13 protein-coding genes and 7 tRNA genes are annotated in these 16444 nt (G+C 61.4%); 3 read left to right on the top strand and 17 right to left on the bottom strand.

Annotation, left to right across the window (positions count from 1 at the left end):
* Positions 1 to 48: 48 nt before the first annotated feature.
* Positions 49 to 3345 carry a PAS domain S-box protein gene (locus tag ACW4TB_RS24550; protein WP_012313454.1) on the top strand — a complete coding sequence of 1099 codons (3297 nt, stop codon included), beginning with the start codon at positions 49 to 51 and terminating at the stop codon, positions 3343 to 3345.
* Between the two features lie 119 nt (positions 3346 to 3464).
* Here ACW4TB_RS24550 and ACW4TB_RS24545 read toward each other — a convergent pair whose 3' ends face one another.
* The 13 genes from ACW4TB_RS24545 to uvrB form a co-directional block, all read right to left on the bottom strand.
* Positions 3465 to 3908 (bottom strand): Hsp20 family protein, encoded by a 444-nt coding sequence (locus ACW4TB_RS24545; protein WP_012313453.1) that lies wholly within the window; start codon positions 3906 to 3908, stop codon positions 3465 to 3467.
* A 148-nt stretch (positions 3909 to 4056) separates the two neighbouring features.
* Positions 4057 to 5028 (bottom strand): tRNA dihydrouridine synthase, encoded by a 972-nt coding sequence (locus ACW4TB_RS24540; RefSeq protein WP_279930375.1) that lies wholly within the window; start codon positions 5026 to 5028, stop codon positions 4057 to 4059.
* Between the two features lie 51 nt (positions 5029 to 5079).
* Positions 5080 to 5514 carry an acyl-CoA thioesterase gene (locus tag ACW4TB_RS24535; RefSeq protein WP_012313451.1) on the bottom strand — a complete coding sequence of 145 codons (435 nt, stop codon included), beginning with the start codon at positions 5512 to 5514 and terminating at the stop codon, positions 5080 to 5082.
* A 43-nt stretch (positions 5515 to 5557) separates the two neighbouring features.
* Positions 5558 to 6391, bottom strand: a complete 834-nt coding sequence (locus ACW4TB_RS24530) for an alpha/beta fold hydrolase (RefSeq protein WP_012313450.1) — start codon at positions 6389 to 6391, stop codon at positions 5558 to 5560.
* A 23-nt stretch (positions 6392 to 6414) separates the two neighbouring features.
* Positions 6415 to 6954: a TetR/AcrR family transcriptional regulator gene (locus ACW4TB_RS24525; RefSeq protein WP_012313449.1), complete on the bottom strand. Its 540-nt coding sequence runs from the start codon at positions 6952 to 6954 to the stop codon at positions 6415 to 6417.
* Between the two features lie 168 nt (positions 6955 to 7122).
* Positions 7123 to 7198, bottom strand: a tRNA-Glu gene (locus ACW4TB_RS24520).
* Between the two features lie 42 nt (positions 7199 to 7240).
* Positions 7241 to 7316, bottom strand: a tRNA-Ala gene (locus ACW4TB_RS24515).
* A 65-nt stretch (positions 7317 to 7381) separates the two neighbouring features.
* Positions 7382 to 7457, bottom strand: a tRNA-Glu gene (locus ACW4TB_RS24510).
* Positions 7458 to 7499: 42 nt separating this feature from the next.
* Positions 7500 to 7575 (bottom strand) — tRNA-Ala (locus tag ACW4TB_RS24505).
* A gap of 52 nt (positions 7576 to 7627) precedes the next feature.
* Positions 7628 to 7703, bottom strand: a tRNA-Glu gene (locus ACW4TB_RS24500).
* Positions 7704 to 7775: 72 nt separating this feature from the next.
* Positions 7776 to 7851: transfer RNA gene (locus ACW4TB_RS24495), tRNA-Ala, on the bottom strand.
* Positions 7852 to 8097: 246 nt separating this feature from the next.
* Positions 8098 to 9579, bottom strand: a complete 1482-nt coding sequence (gene gltX / locus ACW4TB_RS24490; protein ID WP_279930368.1) for a glutamate--tRNA ligase — start codon at positions 9577 to 9579, stop codon at positions 8098 to 8100.
* A gap of 146 nt (positions 9580 to 9725) precedes the next feature.
* A complete protein-coding gene (gene uvrB / locus ACW4TB_RS24485; RefSeq protein WP_254467372.1) occupies positions 9726 to 11741 on the bottom strand; it encodes an excinuclease ABC subunit UvrB in 2016 nt (671 codons plus the stop codon).
* 293 nt (positions 11742 to 12034) lie between these two features.
* Between uvrB and ACW4TB_RS24480 the strand changes: the two genes are divergently transcribed.
* The gene (locus ACW4TB_RS24480; RefSeq protein ID WP_455843099.1) at positions 12035 to 13225 is read left to right on the top strand and encodes an amino acid aminotransferase; all 1191 of its coding nucleotides are present in this window, start codon (positions 12035 to 12037) and stop codon (positions 13223 to 13225) included.
* Between the two features lie 74 nt (positions 13226 to 13299).
* Positions 13300 to 13375: transfer RNA gene (locus tag ACW4TB_RS24475), tRNA-Asn, on the top strand.
* Positions 13376 to 13435: 60 nt separating this feature from the next.
* Here the strand turns inward: ACW4TB_RS24475 and ACW4TB_RS24470 are convergent.
* From ACW4TB_RS24470 to ACW4TB_RS24455, 4 genes are all read right to left on the bottom strand, one after another.
* Positions 13436 to 13996: a DUF1285 domain-containing protein gene (locus ACW4TB_RS24470; protein ID WP_012313445.1), complete on the bottom strand. Its 561-nt coding sequence runs from the start codon at positions 13994 to 13996 to the stop codon at positions 13436 to 13438.
* A complete protein-coding gene (locus ACW4TB_RS24465; protein ID WP_279930363.1) occupies positions 13971 to 14612 on the bottom strand; it encodes a DUF4823 domain-containing protein in 642 nt (213 codons plus the stop codon). Before ACW4TB_RS24465 ends, ACW4TB_RS24470 begins: the two co-directional genes overlap by 26 nt.
* 65 nt (positions 14613 to 14677) lie before the next feature.
* Entirely contained in the window at positions 14678 to 15646 is a 969-nt protein-coding gene (locus tag ACW4TB_RS24460; protein ID WP_012313443.1) for a GTP 3',8-cyclase MoaA, read from the bottom strand.
* Positions 15647 to 15753: 107 nt separating this feature from the next.
* Positions 15754 to 16389 (bottom strand): TetR/AcrR family transcriptional regulator, encoded by a 636-nt coding sequence (locus ACW4TB_RS24455; RefSeq protein WP_012313442.1) that lies wholly within the window; start codon positions 16387 to 16389, stop codon positions 15754 to 15756.
* Positions 16390 to 16444: the final 55 nt, after the last annotated feature.

Below are 16444 nucleotides of genomic sequence, written 5' to 3'. Positions count from 1 at the left end.
CTGCACTTCCAACCCAGGGACGCGTCAAACGCCAAAGGTCTGGTACCCATGCCCAAATCAGCAAAACGCTTTCCGCGCCTGCCGCGCATCCCTGCGGCCAATCCTCAGGAGTCGGAACAGGCCTGGCAGAACGCCCCGCAACTGCTGGCTGCGCTCAATGGTGCACGCCTGGGCGCCTGGCTATGGGACATCGACAGTGGCAGAGTCAGCTGGTCGCGCGGCACCCAGGCACTGTTCGGCTTCGATCCGCAGCGCCCCTTGCCCAACGATATCGATTACCTCGACCTGCTGCCGGAAGAAGATCGCGCGCGCACGCGCCAACTGTTCCAGGCAGTGGTCAATGGTGAGCCGGCCGAAAAAGCCATGCGCCATCGCATCCGCTGGCCGGACGGCAGCCTGCACTGGCTGGAAATCAACGGCAGCCTGACCCACGACCGCCAAGGCCGGCCACAGATGATCGGGATAATCCGCGAGATAACCCGCCAGCGCGAACGGGAAACCGCACTGATCAACTCGGAAAAACGCTTTGCCACCCTGTTTCACCTCAGCCCTAACGCGATTCTGCTCACCCGCCGCCAAGACGGCATGATTTTCGAAGTCAACCAGCATTTCGAAGACATGTTCGGCTGGCCTGGCGAACAGGTGATCGGCAAGACCAGCTTGGAACTTGGCCTCTGGGTAACCCCCGAACAGCGTCACCAGGTACTGGATTCGACTCGCTCCAGCAGCGGCCCGACCATCATGGAGGTGCAGTTGCGTGCCAGCAGCGGCAAAATCCACGACGGCATTCTGTGCACCCAGGGCATCGAACTGGAAGGCGTGACGTTCCTGCTCAGCACCTTCGTCGACACGTCCGAGCGCAAACGTGCCGAGCAAGCGCTCAAGGATAGCCAGGAACGCCTTGATCTGGCCCTGGACTCGGCGCAACTGGGCACCTGGGATTGGCACATCCCCAGCGGCATGCTCTATGGCTCGGCCCGTGCCGCGCAACTGCACGGACTGGACCCGATACCCTTTCACGAATCGTTCGACGCATTTTTCGAAGGCGTGCCCCAGGACGAACGCGATGGCATGCGCCAGGCCTACCGCAGCCTGCGCGAAGGCCCAGAAGGCAACTACCAGATCACCTACCGCGTGCAGCTGGAAAACGGCGCTTCGCGTTACATCGAAAGCCGAGCACGCCTGTACCGCGACGAGCAGGGTAACCCGCTGCGCATGGCCGGCACCCTTCTGGACATCACCGATCAGGTCGAGCGCGAGCTGCGCCTGAGCGCATCGGAAGAGAAGTTCGCCAGCCTGTTCCAGGTCAGCCCCGATCCGATCTGCGTGACCCGCCAGGACACCGGCCAGTTCATCGAGATCAACCCGGCCTTCACCCACACCTTTGGCTGGAGCGCCGAACAGGTGATCGGCCGCACCGCCGAAAAGATCGGCCTGTGGGCCGAGTCGATCGAACGCGCGCAACGCATCGAACGGGTTATCCGCGAACAGGCCCTGAGCAACGTTGCAGTGGTGGTCAACCACCGCAACGGCTCACCACTGACCTGTGTGATTTCAAGCCGGCTGATCAGCGTCGACAACCACCCCTGCAGCGTCACCACCCTGCGCGACATCACCCAGCAGCAACGGGCCGAAGCAGCGCTCAAGTCCAGCGAGGAGAAGTTCGCCAAGGCGTTTCATTCCAGCCCGGACGCGATCACCATCACTGAGCGCCACAGCGGCCGCTATGTGGAGGTCAACGATGGGTTCTGCAGGCTGACCGGCTACAGCACCGCCGAAGTGATCGGCCACAGTGTCTACGAGCTGGGTATCTGGGCCGACGACAAGCAGCGCAGCGCTTTGCTCGTCGAGCTGAAGGAGCGTGGCCGGGTACACCACCGGGAGATGCTAGGGCGCACCAAGCGTGGCGACATCCTCACCGTGGAGGTATCGGTCGAGCCGATCAGCCTCAACGAGACCGATTGCCTGCTACTCACCGCCCGCGATGTCAGCCAACTGAAGAATGCCCAGGCGCAGATCCGCCACCTGGCCTACCACGACCCACTGACCAACCTGCCCAACCGCGCCTTGCTGATGGACCGCCTGAGCCAACAGATCGCCCTGCTGCGCCGGCACAACCTGCGCGGCGCCCTGCTGTTCCTCGACCTCGACCATTTCAAGCACATCAACGACTCCCTCGGCCACCCGGTGGGCGACACGGTGCTGAAGATCATCACCGCTCGCCTGGAAGCCAGTGTGCGCCTGGAAGATACGGTGGCACGCCTGGGTGGCGACGAATTCGTGGTACTGCTCAGTGGCCTGGAGGGCAGCCGCGAGGCAGTGGAAAACAAGGTTCGCGAGCTGGCCGATACCCTGCGCGAACTGCTGGCCGAACCTATGTCGCTGGACGGCCAGCGTCTACAGGTAACCCCGAGCATCGGCGTGGCACTGATCCCCGACCACGGCACCACCCCCGCCGACCTGCTCAAACGCGCCGACATCGCCCTGTACCGCGCCAAGGACTCAGGGCGCAACACCACCCAGTTGTTCCATACCACCATGCAGAAGGCAGCCAGCGAGCGCCTGCGCATGGAAAGCGACCTGCGCCTGGCACTGGCACGGGGCGAACTGGCCTTGCACTTTCAGCCCCAGGTGGATGCCCGCGACAACCGCATAGTCGGGGCCGAGGTACTGTTGCGCTGGCATCACCCGCAATTGGGCCAGCAACCGCCGGCTCAGTTCATCCAGGTGCTGGAGGAAAGCGGCCTGATCCTGGAAGTTGGCAGCTGGATACTCGACGAAGCCTGTGACGCTTGCTCGCGCATGCTCACAGACGGGTTGATCGATGCCGATGATTTCAGCCTGTGCGTGAACATTAGCCCCCGGCAGTTTCGCCAGAACGACTTCGTCCAACGGGTGCTGCGCAGCCTGGACGACTACCGCCTGCCACGGCACATGCTCAAGCTGGAGATTACCGAAGGCATCGTGATCCAGAACCTGGAAGACACCATCAGCAAGATGCGCGAACTCAAACGCCATGGGGTGAGCTTCGCCATGGACGATTTTGGTACGGGCTATTCCTCGCTGACCTACCTCAAGCGCTTGCCGGTGGACGCACTGAAGATCGACCAGACCTTCGTGCGCGACGCACCAGTGGATTCCAACGACGCCGAGATTGTCCGGGCAATCGTCGCCATGGCGCGCAGCCTTGACCTGGCGGTGATCGCCGAAGGCGTGGAGCTGACAGAGCAACTGGAGTTTCTGGAAAGGCTGGGGTGCCACCTGTACCAGGGTTACCTGCACAGCCGGCCGCTGCCGCTACCGGAGTTCAGGCAGATGCTGCTGGAAGCCCCCGCCGATTTCTGAGCATCGAAAAAAGGATTTGGGGCCGCCAGGCGGCCCATCTCCGGCAAGCCGGCCCCCACAAGGTAGGAGCCGGCTTGCCGGAGATGGGCTGCGTAGCAGCCCTGATAACGCCGCCAGCCTCAGTTGAGTGCTGGCTTGTCACCATTGATCGGAATGCGCTTGGCCTTGGCTTCTTCCGGCACAATGCGCAGCAGGTCAATGCTGAGCAGCCCATTGGCGAGCCCTGCTGATTTGACCTCGATATGGTCCGCCAGGCGGAACGACAGCTTGAACGCGCGCTGGGCGATGCCCTGGTGCAGATAGGTCACTTCTGCGGCGCCGTTTTCACGCTTGCCACCGATCACGGTCAGGACGCCTTTCTCCACCTGAAGGTCGAGGTCCTGCTCCTGGAAACCGGCTGCGGCAACTACGATGCGATAGTGGTCATCACCATGCTTTTCAACGTTGTAGGGAGGGTAGCTGCTACCCGCCTCGTTACGTGCCGCAGACTCGAACAGGTCGTTGAAACGGTCGAAGCCAACGGAATGGCGGAACAGAGGTGCAAGAGAGAAAGCGGTAGTCATGGTCATAAACTCCTGAGATTCAGCAAGTAAAGTCACTACGCGACCCGACTTCGGCATCGCGTACTGAATAAATAGGGCTCAGGAAATAGCTTTCAAGGGGCAAAACAAAAAAAATTGTGGTGAATTTACCGGCCCCAGGCAGAACTGATCACGCGACACACTCTTCGGATGCCTGCACCTCAACACCCAGCAACCGGCTGATCCGCTGACAGTCATCTTCCCTGCGCAGCTCGGCAAACAGCAGTACCGCCTCGGGATAACTACGCGTCAGCATCGCCAACCACTGTTTCATCCGCCCCGGTGCATAGCGCGGCGACAGCTTGGCTTGGGCCTGGCGCCAGAACTCGCGCAGCAGGGGCAACAACGCCTCCCAACTCATCGGCTGGTACTCACGCCCGTCTCGCGCAGCCGCAATCTGCAAGGCCAGGTCCGGCCGCGACACCAGCCCCCGCCCGAGCATGATGTCCTCTGCGCCGCTCACCTCGCGGCAACGCCGCCAGTCGTCTACGGTCCAGATCTCACCGTTGGCGAACACCGGCACCTTGACCACATCCTGAACCCGCGCCACCCACTCCCAGTGTGCAGGCGGCTTATAGCCCTCGACTTTGGTGCGCGCATGTACCACCAGGTGCGCCGAGCCGCCCTCAGCCAGCGCGGTAGCACAATCGAGCGCACCGTCCGGAGTGTCGAAGCCAAGACGCATCTTGGAGGTGACCGGGATGTGCGCCGGCACTGCGCGCCGCACTTCACGCACGATGGCGTGCAGCAGTTCGGGTTCCTTGAGCAGCACTGCGCCGCCGCGTGACTTGTTCACGGTCTTGGCCGGGCAACCGAAATTAAGGTCAATCACCGGCGCCCCCAGCTCACAGGCCAGCGCAGCGTTTTCGGCCAGGCAGACGGGGTCCGAGCCCAGCAACTGCACACGCATGGGTACACCGGCAGCCGTACGCGCGCCCTGACGCAGTTCAGGCGCGAGCTTGTCGAAGGAAGAAGCAGGCAACAGGCGGTCGCACACGCGGATGAACTCGGTGACGCACCAATCGATGCCGCCCACTCGGGTCAGAACGTCGCGCAGGATGTTGTCGACCAGCCCCTCCATAGGGGCCAGGGCAATTTGCATTTCGAGGTCTCGGCGGGAAAAGCCGGCAGTCTAACAAAAAATGCCGGGGATTCAGGCGCCGATCAGCGCCGGACCATACCCGTCGATGAACTCCGCCGGCATTCGCCTGGGTTTGCCGCTGGACAATTCGATACAGGCAAAGGTGGTCTGCGCGCGCAGCAGCGTCACACCGTCACGCGGGCGCTTGAGCTGGAAGCGGCGGGTCATGCGCAGGCGCTGATCCCAGTCGATGATCCAGGTTGCCAGTTGCAACTCGTCATCTTCGTACGCAGCAGCGAGATAGTCGATTTCATGGCGCACCACCGCCATGGCCCGGTCCAGGCGCCGGTATTCGGCCAGGTCAAGCCCCAGGCGCTGGGAGTGGCGCCAGGCGCAACGCTCCAGCCACGTGACGTAGACCGCGTTGTTGGCGTGCCCGAGGCCGTCGATGTCCTCGCCGCCGACGCGCAGGTCGATGATGAATGGCGTTGCCAGGTCCCAACTCATGCCCGCTCCCAATGTCAGTGAACGGGCAGAGTGTATCGGATGTTCAAGCGCTTTGCCGGGCAGGCGCACTGACACGCGACAGTAATTCGAGCACCGCCTCGCTCACGCGCGGGTCGGCGAGCACGCGCTGATGGCCACCCTCCTCCAGCCGCAGCAGGCGGCTGTCAAACCAGGCCTTGTGGATGATCTCGGCCTCACTGGCGGGCACCAAGCCATCATCGACGGCATGCACGACCAGCCCTGGCAGCTCCAACTGGTAGCCACTGACATCCAGGCGGTTGATCTGCATGCCGACGTCCTGTTCGACCTTACGGATGAACGCGGCCCTGGCTCGCGCCGGCAGGCCAAGGTGACGGGCGAAGCCTCGCAATACACCGAGCAGCTGGGCGGGGGCTGCAATACTCACCGCAGCCTCGGCCCGAAGCCCCATCTGCAGTGCTAACAAGACACTGGCACCGCCCATGGAATGGCCTATCACGGCACGCAACGGCGGCAGTTCGGCGGCAGCCTCCAGCAGCGCACGGGCAAACAGCACTACGTGCGCTTGCTGCCCAGGCGAACAGCCATGGGCAGGCCCCTCCAGAGAGACCACGGTGTGCCCGGCCTTCACCAAGGCTTCGATCAACGCGGCAAACTGGGTCGCACGCCCTTCCCAACCGTGCATCAGCAACACTGTCGGGCCTTGCCCCCAACGCAATGCCGACAGCCCAAAGCGCAGAGTGATACGCTCGGCACTCGCCAGCAATGGCAGCTCCCACTGCCTTGGCGGCAGGTTACGCGGGGTCATGAAGGCCCGGCGCATCTTGCCGGCTACATGCTCTGGGGCCAGACGCCCCAGGGTGCCATTAACGCCACGAATCCAGCTCAGGCTAGTCATCGCCTTGCTCCAGGGTCAGAAGCTTAGATAACCGCCGATTTGGCGGCACGCAGGATGCGGTCAGACAGCTCACCCGTGCCCAGGGCACGCGCCAGGGCCAGGCCACCTATCATCAGGGCCAGATCAGCCAGAGCCTTGTCGGCGTCTTCAGGGCGGTCAACCATCGCCGCAGTCATCAATTCGATGTGCTCGGCCAATACCTCGCGAAAAATATCTGGCAGGCGCTGCATCTCGCCGATCGAATTGGGCAGAGGACAGGCATGCACCTGGGCATCGCGGTGCTTGCGCGACAGGTAGAACGCGCTCACCAGTGCCCGCCGCCCTTCCCCGTCCAGGCCAGGATCAACTTGAGCCAGCAGGGCCCTGCGCTCGCTGAGCAATTGCCGAAATGCCTCCAGCATGAGCTCGTCCTTGCTGTCAAAGTGCGCATAGAAGCCTCCAACGGTAAGCCCTGCAGCCCCCATGACCTGGCTGACGCTTGGCTCGGCGGGACCGTGCTGGATCAACGCGCTTCGCGCAGCCTCAAGGATACGCTCGCGGGTTTTGGTCTTCTTGTCGCTCATGGCCGGCTCACGATCAGAATATGATGATCGAAATATTATTCTCATAATATTTTTTGGCAAGCAGAATCGAGCACCGCCTGTCGGCGCACATTTCGATGGGAGGAAAAAACAAAAGGCCCATTCAATAATCGAATGAGCCTCTAAAGTCCCGCAAAACGCGGGTAAAAATGGCGTCCCCTAGGGGACTCGAACCCCTGTTACCGCCGTGAAAGGGCGGTGTCCTAGGCCACTAGACGAAGGGGACATAACCTTCGCGAAGATCCGCAAGAGCGAACCCTGGCTAAATTGGTGGAGCTAAGCGGGATCGAACCGCTGACCTCCTGCATGCCATGCAGGCGCTCTCCCAGCTGAGCTATAGCCCCGAAAACAAAAGGCTCATCCAATATGCGAATGAGCCTCTTTAAGTCCCGCAAAACGCGGGTAAAAGTGGCGTCCCCTAGGGGACTCGAACCCCTGTTACCGCCGTGAAAGGGCGGTGTCCTAGGCCACTAGACGAAGGGGACGTAACCTTCGCGAAGATTCGCTACTGCGAACCCTGGCTAAATTGGTGGAGCTAAGCGGGATCGAACCGCTGACCTCCTGCATGCCATGCAGGCGCTCTCCCAGCTGAGCTATAGCCCCGGATTTCTAGCCTCTCGGCCCAGCGACGTTTTAAACATCGCTTGTGCAAAACTGGCGTCCCCTAGGGGACTCGAACCCCTGTTACCGCCGTGAAAGGGCGGTGTCCTAGGCCACTAGACGAAGGGGACGAACCTTCTTACCTTCAAGACCCGGTTGCTGGACCCGGTCTTGCTTATCAGCCGAAGCTGTTAAGCGGAATTTGGTGGAGCTAAGCGGGATCGAACCGCTGACCTCCTGCATGCCATGCAGGCGCTCTCCCAGCTGAGCTATAGCCCCACAATGTCGCTCTGAACTGAATCACCGGCTTGGTGCCCGGCACTTCATTTCGTTCATCGCTGTGGACGGGGCGCATATTAAGTTCGGATTGCAGGGCTGTCAAACGAAATTTTGAAATTATTCAAAAGTTTTTTCACAGATAACAACCACTTACCACCCTGCCCTGATTTGCGCACTCTGCTTTTGAGCACTTGAACCATTGCCAGCGGCATAGCCCGCTGGCAATGGCCCCGCGTCAAAGCCGCATCAGGCGATGTTGGCCAGCTGCTTTTCCCACTCTTTGTTTTCTTTCTTCGACACACCACCGAGCAGGTCCAGGGCTTGGCGCAGGCGATAGCGGGTAAGGTCAGGGCCGAGGATTTCCATGGCGTCGAGCACCGACACCGAGCTGGCCTGGCCGGTGATGGCGGCGAACATCAGCGGCATGGCGTCACGCAGCTTCAGCTCCAGCGCTTCGACCACTGCCTGGATGCAGCCGGTGATACGCTCTTTTTCCCACTGGCGAAGGCTTTCCAGTTTCCACAGGATCAACTGCATCACCTGGCGCACCTGGTCGGCGGAGAGTTTCTTGCTTTCGAACAGTTTGGCGTCGAGTTTGAGCGCGCCCTCGAAGAAGAAACCACCCAGCGGGGCGATCTGGCTGAAGGTTTCGACCCGTCCCTGCACGTGCGGGGCGATTTTCATCATGTAGTCACTGTTGAACGCCCACTTCTGCACGCGCGCAGCGAATTCTTCCACCGGCAGTTCGCGCAGCCACTGGCCGTTGAGCCACGACAGCTTCTCGATGTCGAAGATCGGGCCGCCCAGAGAGATACGCGACAGGTCGAAGTGCTCGACCATTTCGGCGAGGGAGAACTTCTCGCGCTCGTCCGGCATCGACCAGCCCATGCGGCCGAGGTAGTTGAGCATGGCCTCAGGCATGAAGCCCATGCGCTCGTAGAAGGTCACCGAGGTCGGGTTCTTGCGCTTGGAGAGCTTGCTCTTGTCGGGGTTGCGCAGCAGCGGCATGTAGCACAGCTTGGGCTGCTCCCAGCCGAAGTATTCGTACAGTTTGATCAGCTTGGGTGCCGATGGCAGCCACTCTTCACCGCGCAATACGTGGGTGATGCCCATCAGATGGTCGTCGACCACGTTGGCCAGGAAGTAGGTCGGCAGGCCGTCGTTCTTCATCAGCACCTGCATGTCCATGCGGTCCCATGGGATCTCGACATCGCCACGGAGCATGTCCGGGACCACGCAGATACCTTCGCTCGGTACCTTCATGCGGATCACATGGGGCTCGCCAGCGGCCAGGCGGCGCTGCACTTCCTCGTCGCTCAGCAGCAACGCGCGGCCATCGTAGCGCGGGGTTTCGCCACGGGCCATCTGCTCGGCGCGCATCTGCTCCAGCTCTTCGGCGGTGCAGAAGCAGTAGAACGCATGGCCGGCATCGACCAGCTGCTTGGCGTACCGGGCGTAGATCTCGCCGCGCTCGCTCTGCCGGTACGGGCCGTGCGGGCCGCCCACATCCGGGCCTTCGTTCCATTCGATGCCAAGCCAGCGCAGGGCGTCGAATATCTGCTGCTCCGACTCGCGGGTCGAGCGCAACTGGTCGGTGTCCTCGATGCGCAGGATGAACTCACCGCCATGCTGCTTGGCGAAGCAGTAGTTGAACAGGGCGATGTAGGCGGTGCCGACATGGGGGTCGCCCGTGGGCGATGGCGCGATACGCGTGCGTACGGTGGTCATGGAGGGTCTCGAACGAAAGATGAAACAAAGGCACGATGTTAGCAGGGTGCGGGCATCGCGCTCCAGCGCGGGAGGTGGGTTATTGGGCTATTGCACGCCTGGAGACCGCCAAGAACCACGCCTTCCCCCTAGGGCCGAACCAGGCTTCAACTGGTAATCAACCGCTCGCGCAGCTTGGTAATCTCGTCACGCAACTGCGCCGCCGCCTCGAATTCCAGGTCGCGGGCAAACTGCATCATTTTCTCTTCCAGTTGCTTGATGCGCTTGGTGATCTCGCCCGGCGTGCGCAGTTCGGCCTCGTAACGGGCGCTCTCCTCGGCGGCCTTGGCCATGCCCTTGCGCTTCTTGCTGCGCGACCCCGGCACGGTGGCGCCTTCCATGATATCGGTGATGTCCTTGACCACCCCCTTGGGCACGATGCCATTAGCTTGGTTGAAGGCGATCTGTTTCTCGCGGCGGCGCTCGGTTTCATCGATGGCACGCTGCATGGAGCCGGTTATCTGATCGGCATAGAGAATCGCGCGGCCATTGAGGTTACGCGCGGCACGCCCGATGGTCTGGATGAGCGAGCGCTCAGAGCGCAGGAACCCTTCCTTGTCGGCGTCCAGGATCGCCACCAGTGACACCTCGGGCATGTCCAGGCCCTCGCGCAGCAGGTTGATGCCCACCAATACATCAAAAGTGCCCAGGCGCAGGTCACGGATGATTTCGACCCGTTCCACGGTGTCGATGTCCGAGTGCAGGTAGCGCACCCGCACATCGTGATCGGCCAGGTAGTCGGAGAGATCCTCAGCCATGCGCTTGGTCAACGTGGTGGCCAGAACCCGCTCGCCCTGCTCCACGCGCTTGCGGATTTCCGACAGCAGGTCGTCGACCTGGGTCAGCGCCGGACGCACCTCGACCTGCGGGTCGACCAACCCGGTCGGACGCACCACCTGCTCGACCACGCGCCCGGCGTGCTCGGCCTCGTAAGGCCCGGGCGTTGCCGAGACAAAGATGGTCTGCGGGCTGACAGACTCCCACTCATCGAAGCGCATTGGCCGGTTGTCCAGGGCCGAAGGCAGGCGAAAGCCGTACTCGACCAGCGTTTCCTTGCGCGAGCGGTCGCCCTTGTACATTGCCCCGACCTGCGGAACGCTGACGTGGGATTCGTCGATCACCAGCAGCGCATCGTCCGGCAGGTAGTCGTAGAGGGTGGGCGGCGGTGCACCCGCCGGGCGTCCGGACAGGTAGCGCGAGTAGTTCTCGATGCCATTGCAGTAACCCAACTCGAGAATCATCTCCAGGTCGAAACGGGTACGCTGCTCCAGGCGCTGAGCCTCGACCAGCTTGTTGGCCTTGTGCAGGTACTCGAGGCGGTCCTTGAGTTCGTCCTTGATCCCCTCCACCGCCTCCAACAGGGTTTCCCGAGGGGTGACGTAATGGCTCTTGGGGTAGAAGGTGAAGCGCGGCAACTTGCGAAAGACTTCCCCAGTGAGCGGGTCGAACGCAGCGATGTTCTCCACCTCGTCGTCGAACAGCTCGATGCGGATGGCTTCAAGGTCCGATTCGGCCGGGAAGATATCGATGACGTCGCCACGCACGCGGAAGGTGGCGCGGGCGAAGTCCATCTCGTTGCGCGTGTACTGCAAATCGGCCAGGCGGCGTAACAACGCGCGCTGGTCAAGCTTGTCGCCGCGATCGACGTGCAGGACCATCTTCAGGTAGGTCTCGGGGCTACCCAGGCCGTAGATGCACGAAACCGTGGTGACGATGATCGCATCGCGACGCTCCAGCAGCGCCTTGGTCGCAGACAGGCGCATCTGCTCGATATGATCGTTGATCGAAGCGTCCTTCTCGATGAAGGTGTCCGAGGAAGGCACGTAGGCTTCAGGCTGGTAATAGTCGTAATAGGAAACGAAATACTCGACGGCGTTGTTCGGAAAGAACGCCTTGAACTCGCCATACAACTGCGCGGCGAGGGTCTTGTTGGGCGCCAGCACCAGGGTCGGGCGCTGCACCTGCGCAATGACGTTGGCAATGCTGAAGGTCTTGCCCGAACCGGTTACACCCAGCAGGGTCTGGTGCGACAGGCCCGCCTCGATGCCCTCGACCATCTGGCGGATGGCCTCGGGCTGATCGCCGGCCGGCTGAAAACGGGTGACGAGCTGGAACTCGGACATGTCGGACCTCGCGGTAACGCAGCAACTGTAAATTTAGCCAGTAGTCTATACCCAAATGCGCCCGCCTGGGGCCGCATTCAAGGCAGCGGTGTGAACGCTCACTGCGGTGGACCCGGCAATTCGACCAATGGTTGAAAAAAATTTGCGCAAATAGCCGGAAAAGCTGCGCCACACTGTCGCAGTGACCGGTCGGTATCACTATACTGACTCCCCGTTTGTGCACCGCTTCAGTGCATTCGGCTGGAGCGTGTACGCCCTATCACTCTCCATTCAGAGCCAAGGTAACAATGAGCCTGTTTTCCGCTGTCGAGCTGGCACCCCGCGACCCCATTCTGGGCCTCAACGAAGCATTCAACGCCGATCCCCGTACCGACAAGGTCAACCTGGGTGTGGGTGTGTACTGCAATGAGGAAGGCCGCATTCCGCTGCTGCGCGCCGTGATCGAAGCCGAAACCCAGCGTGCCGCCCAGCATGCCTCACGCGGCTATCTGCCGATCGACGGCATCGCCACCTACGACCAGGCCGTGCAGAAACTGATCTTCGGCGCCGAGTCGCCACTGCTGGCCGCTGGCCGCGTGGTTACCGTGCAGGCAGTTGGCGGTACCGGTGCACTGAAGATCGGCGCCGACTTCCTCAAGCGCCTGTCGCCCGATGCCGTGGTCGCCATCAGCGACCCAAGCTGGGAAAACCACCGCGCCCTGTTTGAAACTGCCGGCTTCCCGGTACAGAACTACCGCTACTACGACGCCCCGAGCAACGACGTCAACCGCGCCGGCATGCTCGAAGACCTGAACAACCTGCCGCCTGGCTCGATCATCGTCCTGCACGCCTGCTGCCACAACCCGACAGGTGTCGACCTGGGCCTGGACGACTGGAAAAACGTTCTGGAAGTGGTCAAGGCCAAGGGCCACGTACCGTTCCTCGACATGGCCTACCAGGGCTTTGGCGAAGGCATCGGCGAAGACGCCTTTGCCGTGCGCCTGTTCGCCGAGTCGGGCCTGGACTTCTTCGTTTCCAGCTCGTTCTCCAAGTCGTTCTCGCTGTACGGCGAGCGCGTTGGCGCACTGTCGATCGTTACCGGCAACAAAGACGAAAGCACCCGCGTGCTGTCGCAAGTCAAACGCGTGATCCGTACCACCTACTCCAACCCGCCAACCCACGGCGCAACCATCGTCGCCACCGTGCTCAACAGTGCCGAACTGCGCCAGATGTGGGAAGCGGAGCTGGGTGAAATGCGCCAGCGCATCCACGGCATGCGCAAGCAGATGGTCGAACTGCTGGCCCAATACGGCGCCAAGCGCGACTTCAGCTTCGTCGGCCGTCAAGCGGGCATGTTCTCCTATTCGGGCCTGACCGTAGAGCAAGTGGCACGCCTGAAGAACGAGTTCGGCATCTACGCACTGGATACCGGCCGCATCGCCGTGGCCGCACTCAACCAGAGCAATATCCACGTGGTCACCAAAGCCATCGTAGAAGTGCTGTAACTGCTTGATTTGACTACCTGATTTGCTGGGGGCGGGTTGACTTGCCCCTGGCAATCGGTAAGATATGCGCAGATTCCGCGATAGCTCAGTCGGTAGAGCAAATGACTGTTAATCATTGGGTCCCTGGTTCGAGTCCAGGTCGCGGAGCCAAATACCGAAAACCTCCAGATGCGCAAGCACTGGAGGTTTTTTATTGCTACGCCGAAATATTCAGCAGTTGCGCCCGATGGGATAAAACTGCCCATGGCTCCAGACGCCCAGCCACTGCTCGCCAGCGATCTCACGAGGCACCGCCAGCTCGACCAGCTGGTAAAACACATTGCGATGGATCAACGCCTCTAGATTGCCGCGCATCAGCACATAAGGCGAAGGTTCCTGAGTGACAGGGTCAACCTCTACCCGCAGCGGATTGCCTGGCCCGGCCTCTACCTGATCCTCGACGTTGCTGGTAAAACTCAGTACCTGCTGCTCGCCTGTCCCCCGCACATCCAGCGTCACGGCAACGAACGGCGCATCGTCGACCCGAATACCCACTTTCTCCACCGGCGTGACCAGGAAGTAGGCGTCGCCATCCCGACGAATGATGGTGGAGAACAAGCGCACCATCGGCTTGCGCCCGATCGGCGTACCCAGGTAGTACCAGGTACCGTCACGGGCAATACGCATATCGATATCGCCACAGAAGTCCGGATTCCACAGATGCACCGGCGGCAGGCCCTTGTGTTTGGGTAACTGCGCCAGAAGATCATTGGCCTTGCCGGAATCTGTCATCACCCTGCCCTCGCTCACTCATGCCCAGAAGGCTACGAGCGTACTCGCGCATCGGCGCTGCGAGCAAATCCTGCGGAGCATTGTCGTGGAACGTCAACAAACCGCCACGGCTTTTGATTCGCGCAGTGTCGATGAGGTAGCGGGTACTGGTTTCGATCAGCATCATCTGCACCACACCGGTGTCCCAGCCCAGGCGGTCGACAGCCTGCTCGTCATACCACTCATCGCCATTGCCGATACGGTCGTCGGTGCGGGCAAAACGGGTATACAGCACATAGTCGGCGCCGACCGAGCGGGCCTCGGCGATGGCCTCTTCGAGGCCCAGCGGGCCCTGGGCGCGCCGTACCAGCGGGAAATACTCGACGAAGCTCTTGAAGGCCTCCTCGGCAACCACGTTCTGCTTCGGTACTGGCCCTTTGCTTGGCGGCATGAAGGCGCCCTGGCCGATGAAGATGAACGAATCGGGCTGCAGGCGAATCGACAGCGTGCGGCGTGTGTCGCTGTGATCCAGCAGGCCGGCATCGCTCATGTGGTAACGGACGCCCTCGCCCATATCGCTGACATTCATGCAGCCGCCCAGCGCCATAAGCGCCAGCAGCAAGACCAGGCTACGCATCTTTCCTCCAGTGACCGGCGACGAAAAACCGGCGAATAGCCGGCGGATGCAGCTTTTGCGCCAGATCAGCCGCCGATCACCTTCATCACCATCACGTCACCGGAAAACGCCACCGCCTGTTTGTCGGCCAACGCCTTGACCAGCAACCGCTGCAGGGCTGGTAGCGCCTGATGACGAGGCTGCTCCAGCAGATCGCCGACAAAGTGACGGTTGCTCGACGACAGACATCCATGCAGCCAGCCGGTAGATGACAGGCGCAGGCGCGAACAGCTCCGGCAAAACGGTACGCTCTCGTTGGCGATCACGCCGAAATGGCCCTTGCCCGGTATCTGGTAACGCAACGCAGTGGCATCCAGCGGCGCATCGGCCCTCTCAAAGGCATGCGCGTGACCAATCAGGTCCAGCAACTGATCGAGCCCCACGAACTGCTGCAGGAATGCGTTGTGATCGCGGGCCAGATGACCCATGCGCATCAGCTCGATGAAACGCAGCTCGAAGCCTCGGGCCAGGCAGTAGTCGAGCATGGGCACAACCTGGTCCAGGTTCTGCCCACGCATGGGTACCATGTTGACCTTGATCTGCATGCCCCTGGCACTGGCCTGCTGCATGCCCGCGAGAACACTGGCCAGGTCGCCACCACGGGCGATTCGCCGAAATGCCTGGGGGTCGAGCGTATCGAGGGAGACATTCAAGCGACGGATGCCGGCCGCCTGCAACTGCGGCAACTTGCGCCCGAGCAACTGACCATTGGTAGTCAGGGTGATGTCCTGGAGCTCAAGCTTGGCCACTGCAGCCAAAAAAGCATTCAGCCTGGGGCTGACCAGTGGCTCACCGCCGGTAATACGCAAGCGCTCGATACCGGCGGCCTCGATCAGATAGGCCACCCCGCGGGCCAGCGCCTCGGCGGACAGCTCATCCTGCGCCGCAACCAGACGTTTGCCGTTGGGCACGCAGTAGCTGCAGGCATAGTTGCAGGCAGCCGTCAGGCTGACGCGCAGGTTGCGAAAACGCCTGCCTTGACGATCGACAATCATGAATGACTCCGGCATGGATGAAACGGGGCCGGCAAAACCTGACTCAAAATTCAGGTTTTTGCAAGCCCCCGTTCCACACCGAATTCAGCGAACCGGGACGGAGCGCTTCAGCTCGCGGGTTCCGGGTCACGCTTGCGCTTGTTGCCCATGCGCACGCCGATGTCCATGAGGAACTGGAAGAAACCTTCCTGGTCCTCAAGCACATTGCTCCAGAATGGCGAGTGGTAGAGCGCCACGGCACCGTGCACCAAGGCCCAGGCTGCGCAGTAATGGAAGTATGGCGGCACGTCTTCGAGCTTGCCTTCGCTGATGCGGCCCTTGATCAGCTGGGTCAGCCGATCGAAGTTGGAGGCACGGATGCTGTGCAGCTCCTCGACCATCTCCGGCACCTGGTTGCCCTTGACCACCTTTTCTTCCAGGCGATCGAACAACCGGTAACGCTGCGGGTCGCGCATGCGGAACTCGAAATAGGCGCGCGACAGCGCCTCTTTGTCGCGGTCGACATCGGCCGAATGCAACAGCGCATTCAGGTCACGCTCGTAGTCGAGCATCAGGCGCAGGTAGATCTCCGCCTTGGACTTGAAGTGCTTGTAGATCGTACCTTTGCCGATACCTACAGCGTCAGCGATCATCTCGACGGTGACACTGTCTTCACCCTGTTCGAGAAACAGCTTGAGCGCAGTATCGAGGATTTCCTGTTCGCGACGGCGAAACTCACGGACCTTACGAGGTTCTTTCTGCATGGGAAGGACTGGATGACATTGAAGCGGTTTATTATGCCTAACTTGCAGCAAATTG

This window comes from Lelliottia jeotgali (genome assembly GCF_977070485.1).
The sequence above is the reverse complement of the archived record's forward strand: the minus strand, read 5'-3'. Positions and strand labels throughout refer to the sequence as shown.

Excerpts from the sequence above, each read along its gene's own strand:
- ACW4TB_RS24550 (WP_012313454.1), top strand. The coding sequence starts at position 49 with ATGCCCAAATCAGCAAAACGCTTTCCGCGCCTGCCGCGCATCCCTGCG.
- ACW4TB_RS24545 (WP_012313453.1), bottom strand. The coding sequence starts at position 3,908 with ATGACTACCGCTTTCTCTCTTGCACCTCTGTTCCGCCATTCCGTTGGC.
- ACW4TB_RS24540 (WP_279930375.1), bottom strand. The coding sequence starts at position 5,028 with ATGCAAATTGCCCTGGCCCCTATGGAGGGGCTGGTCGACAACATCCTG.
- ACW4TB_RS24535 (WP_012313451.1), bottom strand. The coding sequence starts at position 5,514 with ATGAGTTGGGACCTGGCAACGCCATTCATCATCGACCTGCGCGTCGGC.
- ACW4TB_RS24530 (WP_012313450.1), bottom strand. The coding sequence starts at position 6,391 with ATGACTAGCCTGAGCTGGATTCGTGGCGTTAATGGCACCCTGGGGCGT.
- ACW4TB_RS24525 (WP_012313449.1), bottom strand. The coding sequence starts at position 6,954 with ATGAGCGACAAGAAGACCAAAACCCGCGAGCGTATCCTTGAGGCTGCG.
- gltX (WP_279930368.1), bottom strand. The coding sequence starts at position 9,579 with ATGACCACCGTACGCACGCGTATCGCGCCATCGCCCACGGGCGACCCC.
- uvrB (WP_254467372.1), bottom strand. The coding sequence starts at position 11,741 with ATGTCCGAGTTCCAGCTCGTCACCCGTTTTCAGCCGGCCGGCGATCAG.
- ACW4TB_RS24470 (WP_012313445.1), bottom strand. The coding sequence starts at position 13,996 with ATGACAGATTCCGGCAAGGCCAATGATCTTCTGGCGCAGTTACCCAAA.
- ACW4TB_RS24465 (WP_279930363.1), bottom strand. The coding sequence starts at position 14,612 with ATGCGTAGCCTGGTCTTGCTGCTGGCGCTTATGGCGCTGGGCGGCTGC.
- ACW4TB_RS24460 (WP_012313443.1), bottom strand. The coding sequence starts at position 15,646 with ATGATTGTCGATCGTCAAGGCAGGCGTTTTCGCAACCTGCGCGTCAGC.
- ACW4TB_RS24455 (WP_012313442.1), bottom strand. The coding sequence starts at position 16,389 with ATGCAGAAAGAACCTCGTAAGGTCCGTGAGTTTCGCCGTCGCGAACAG.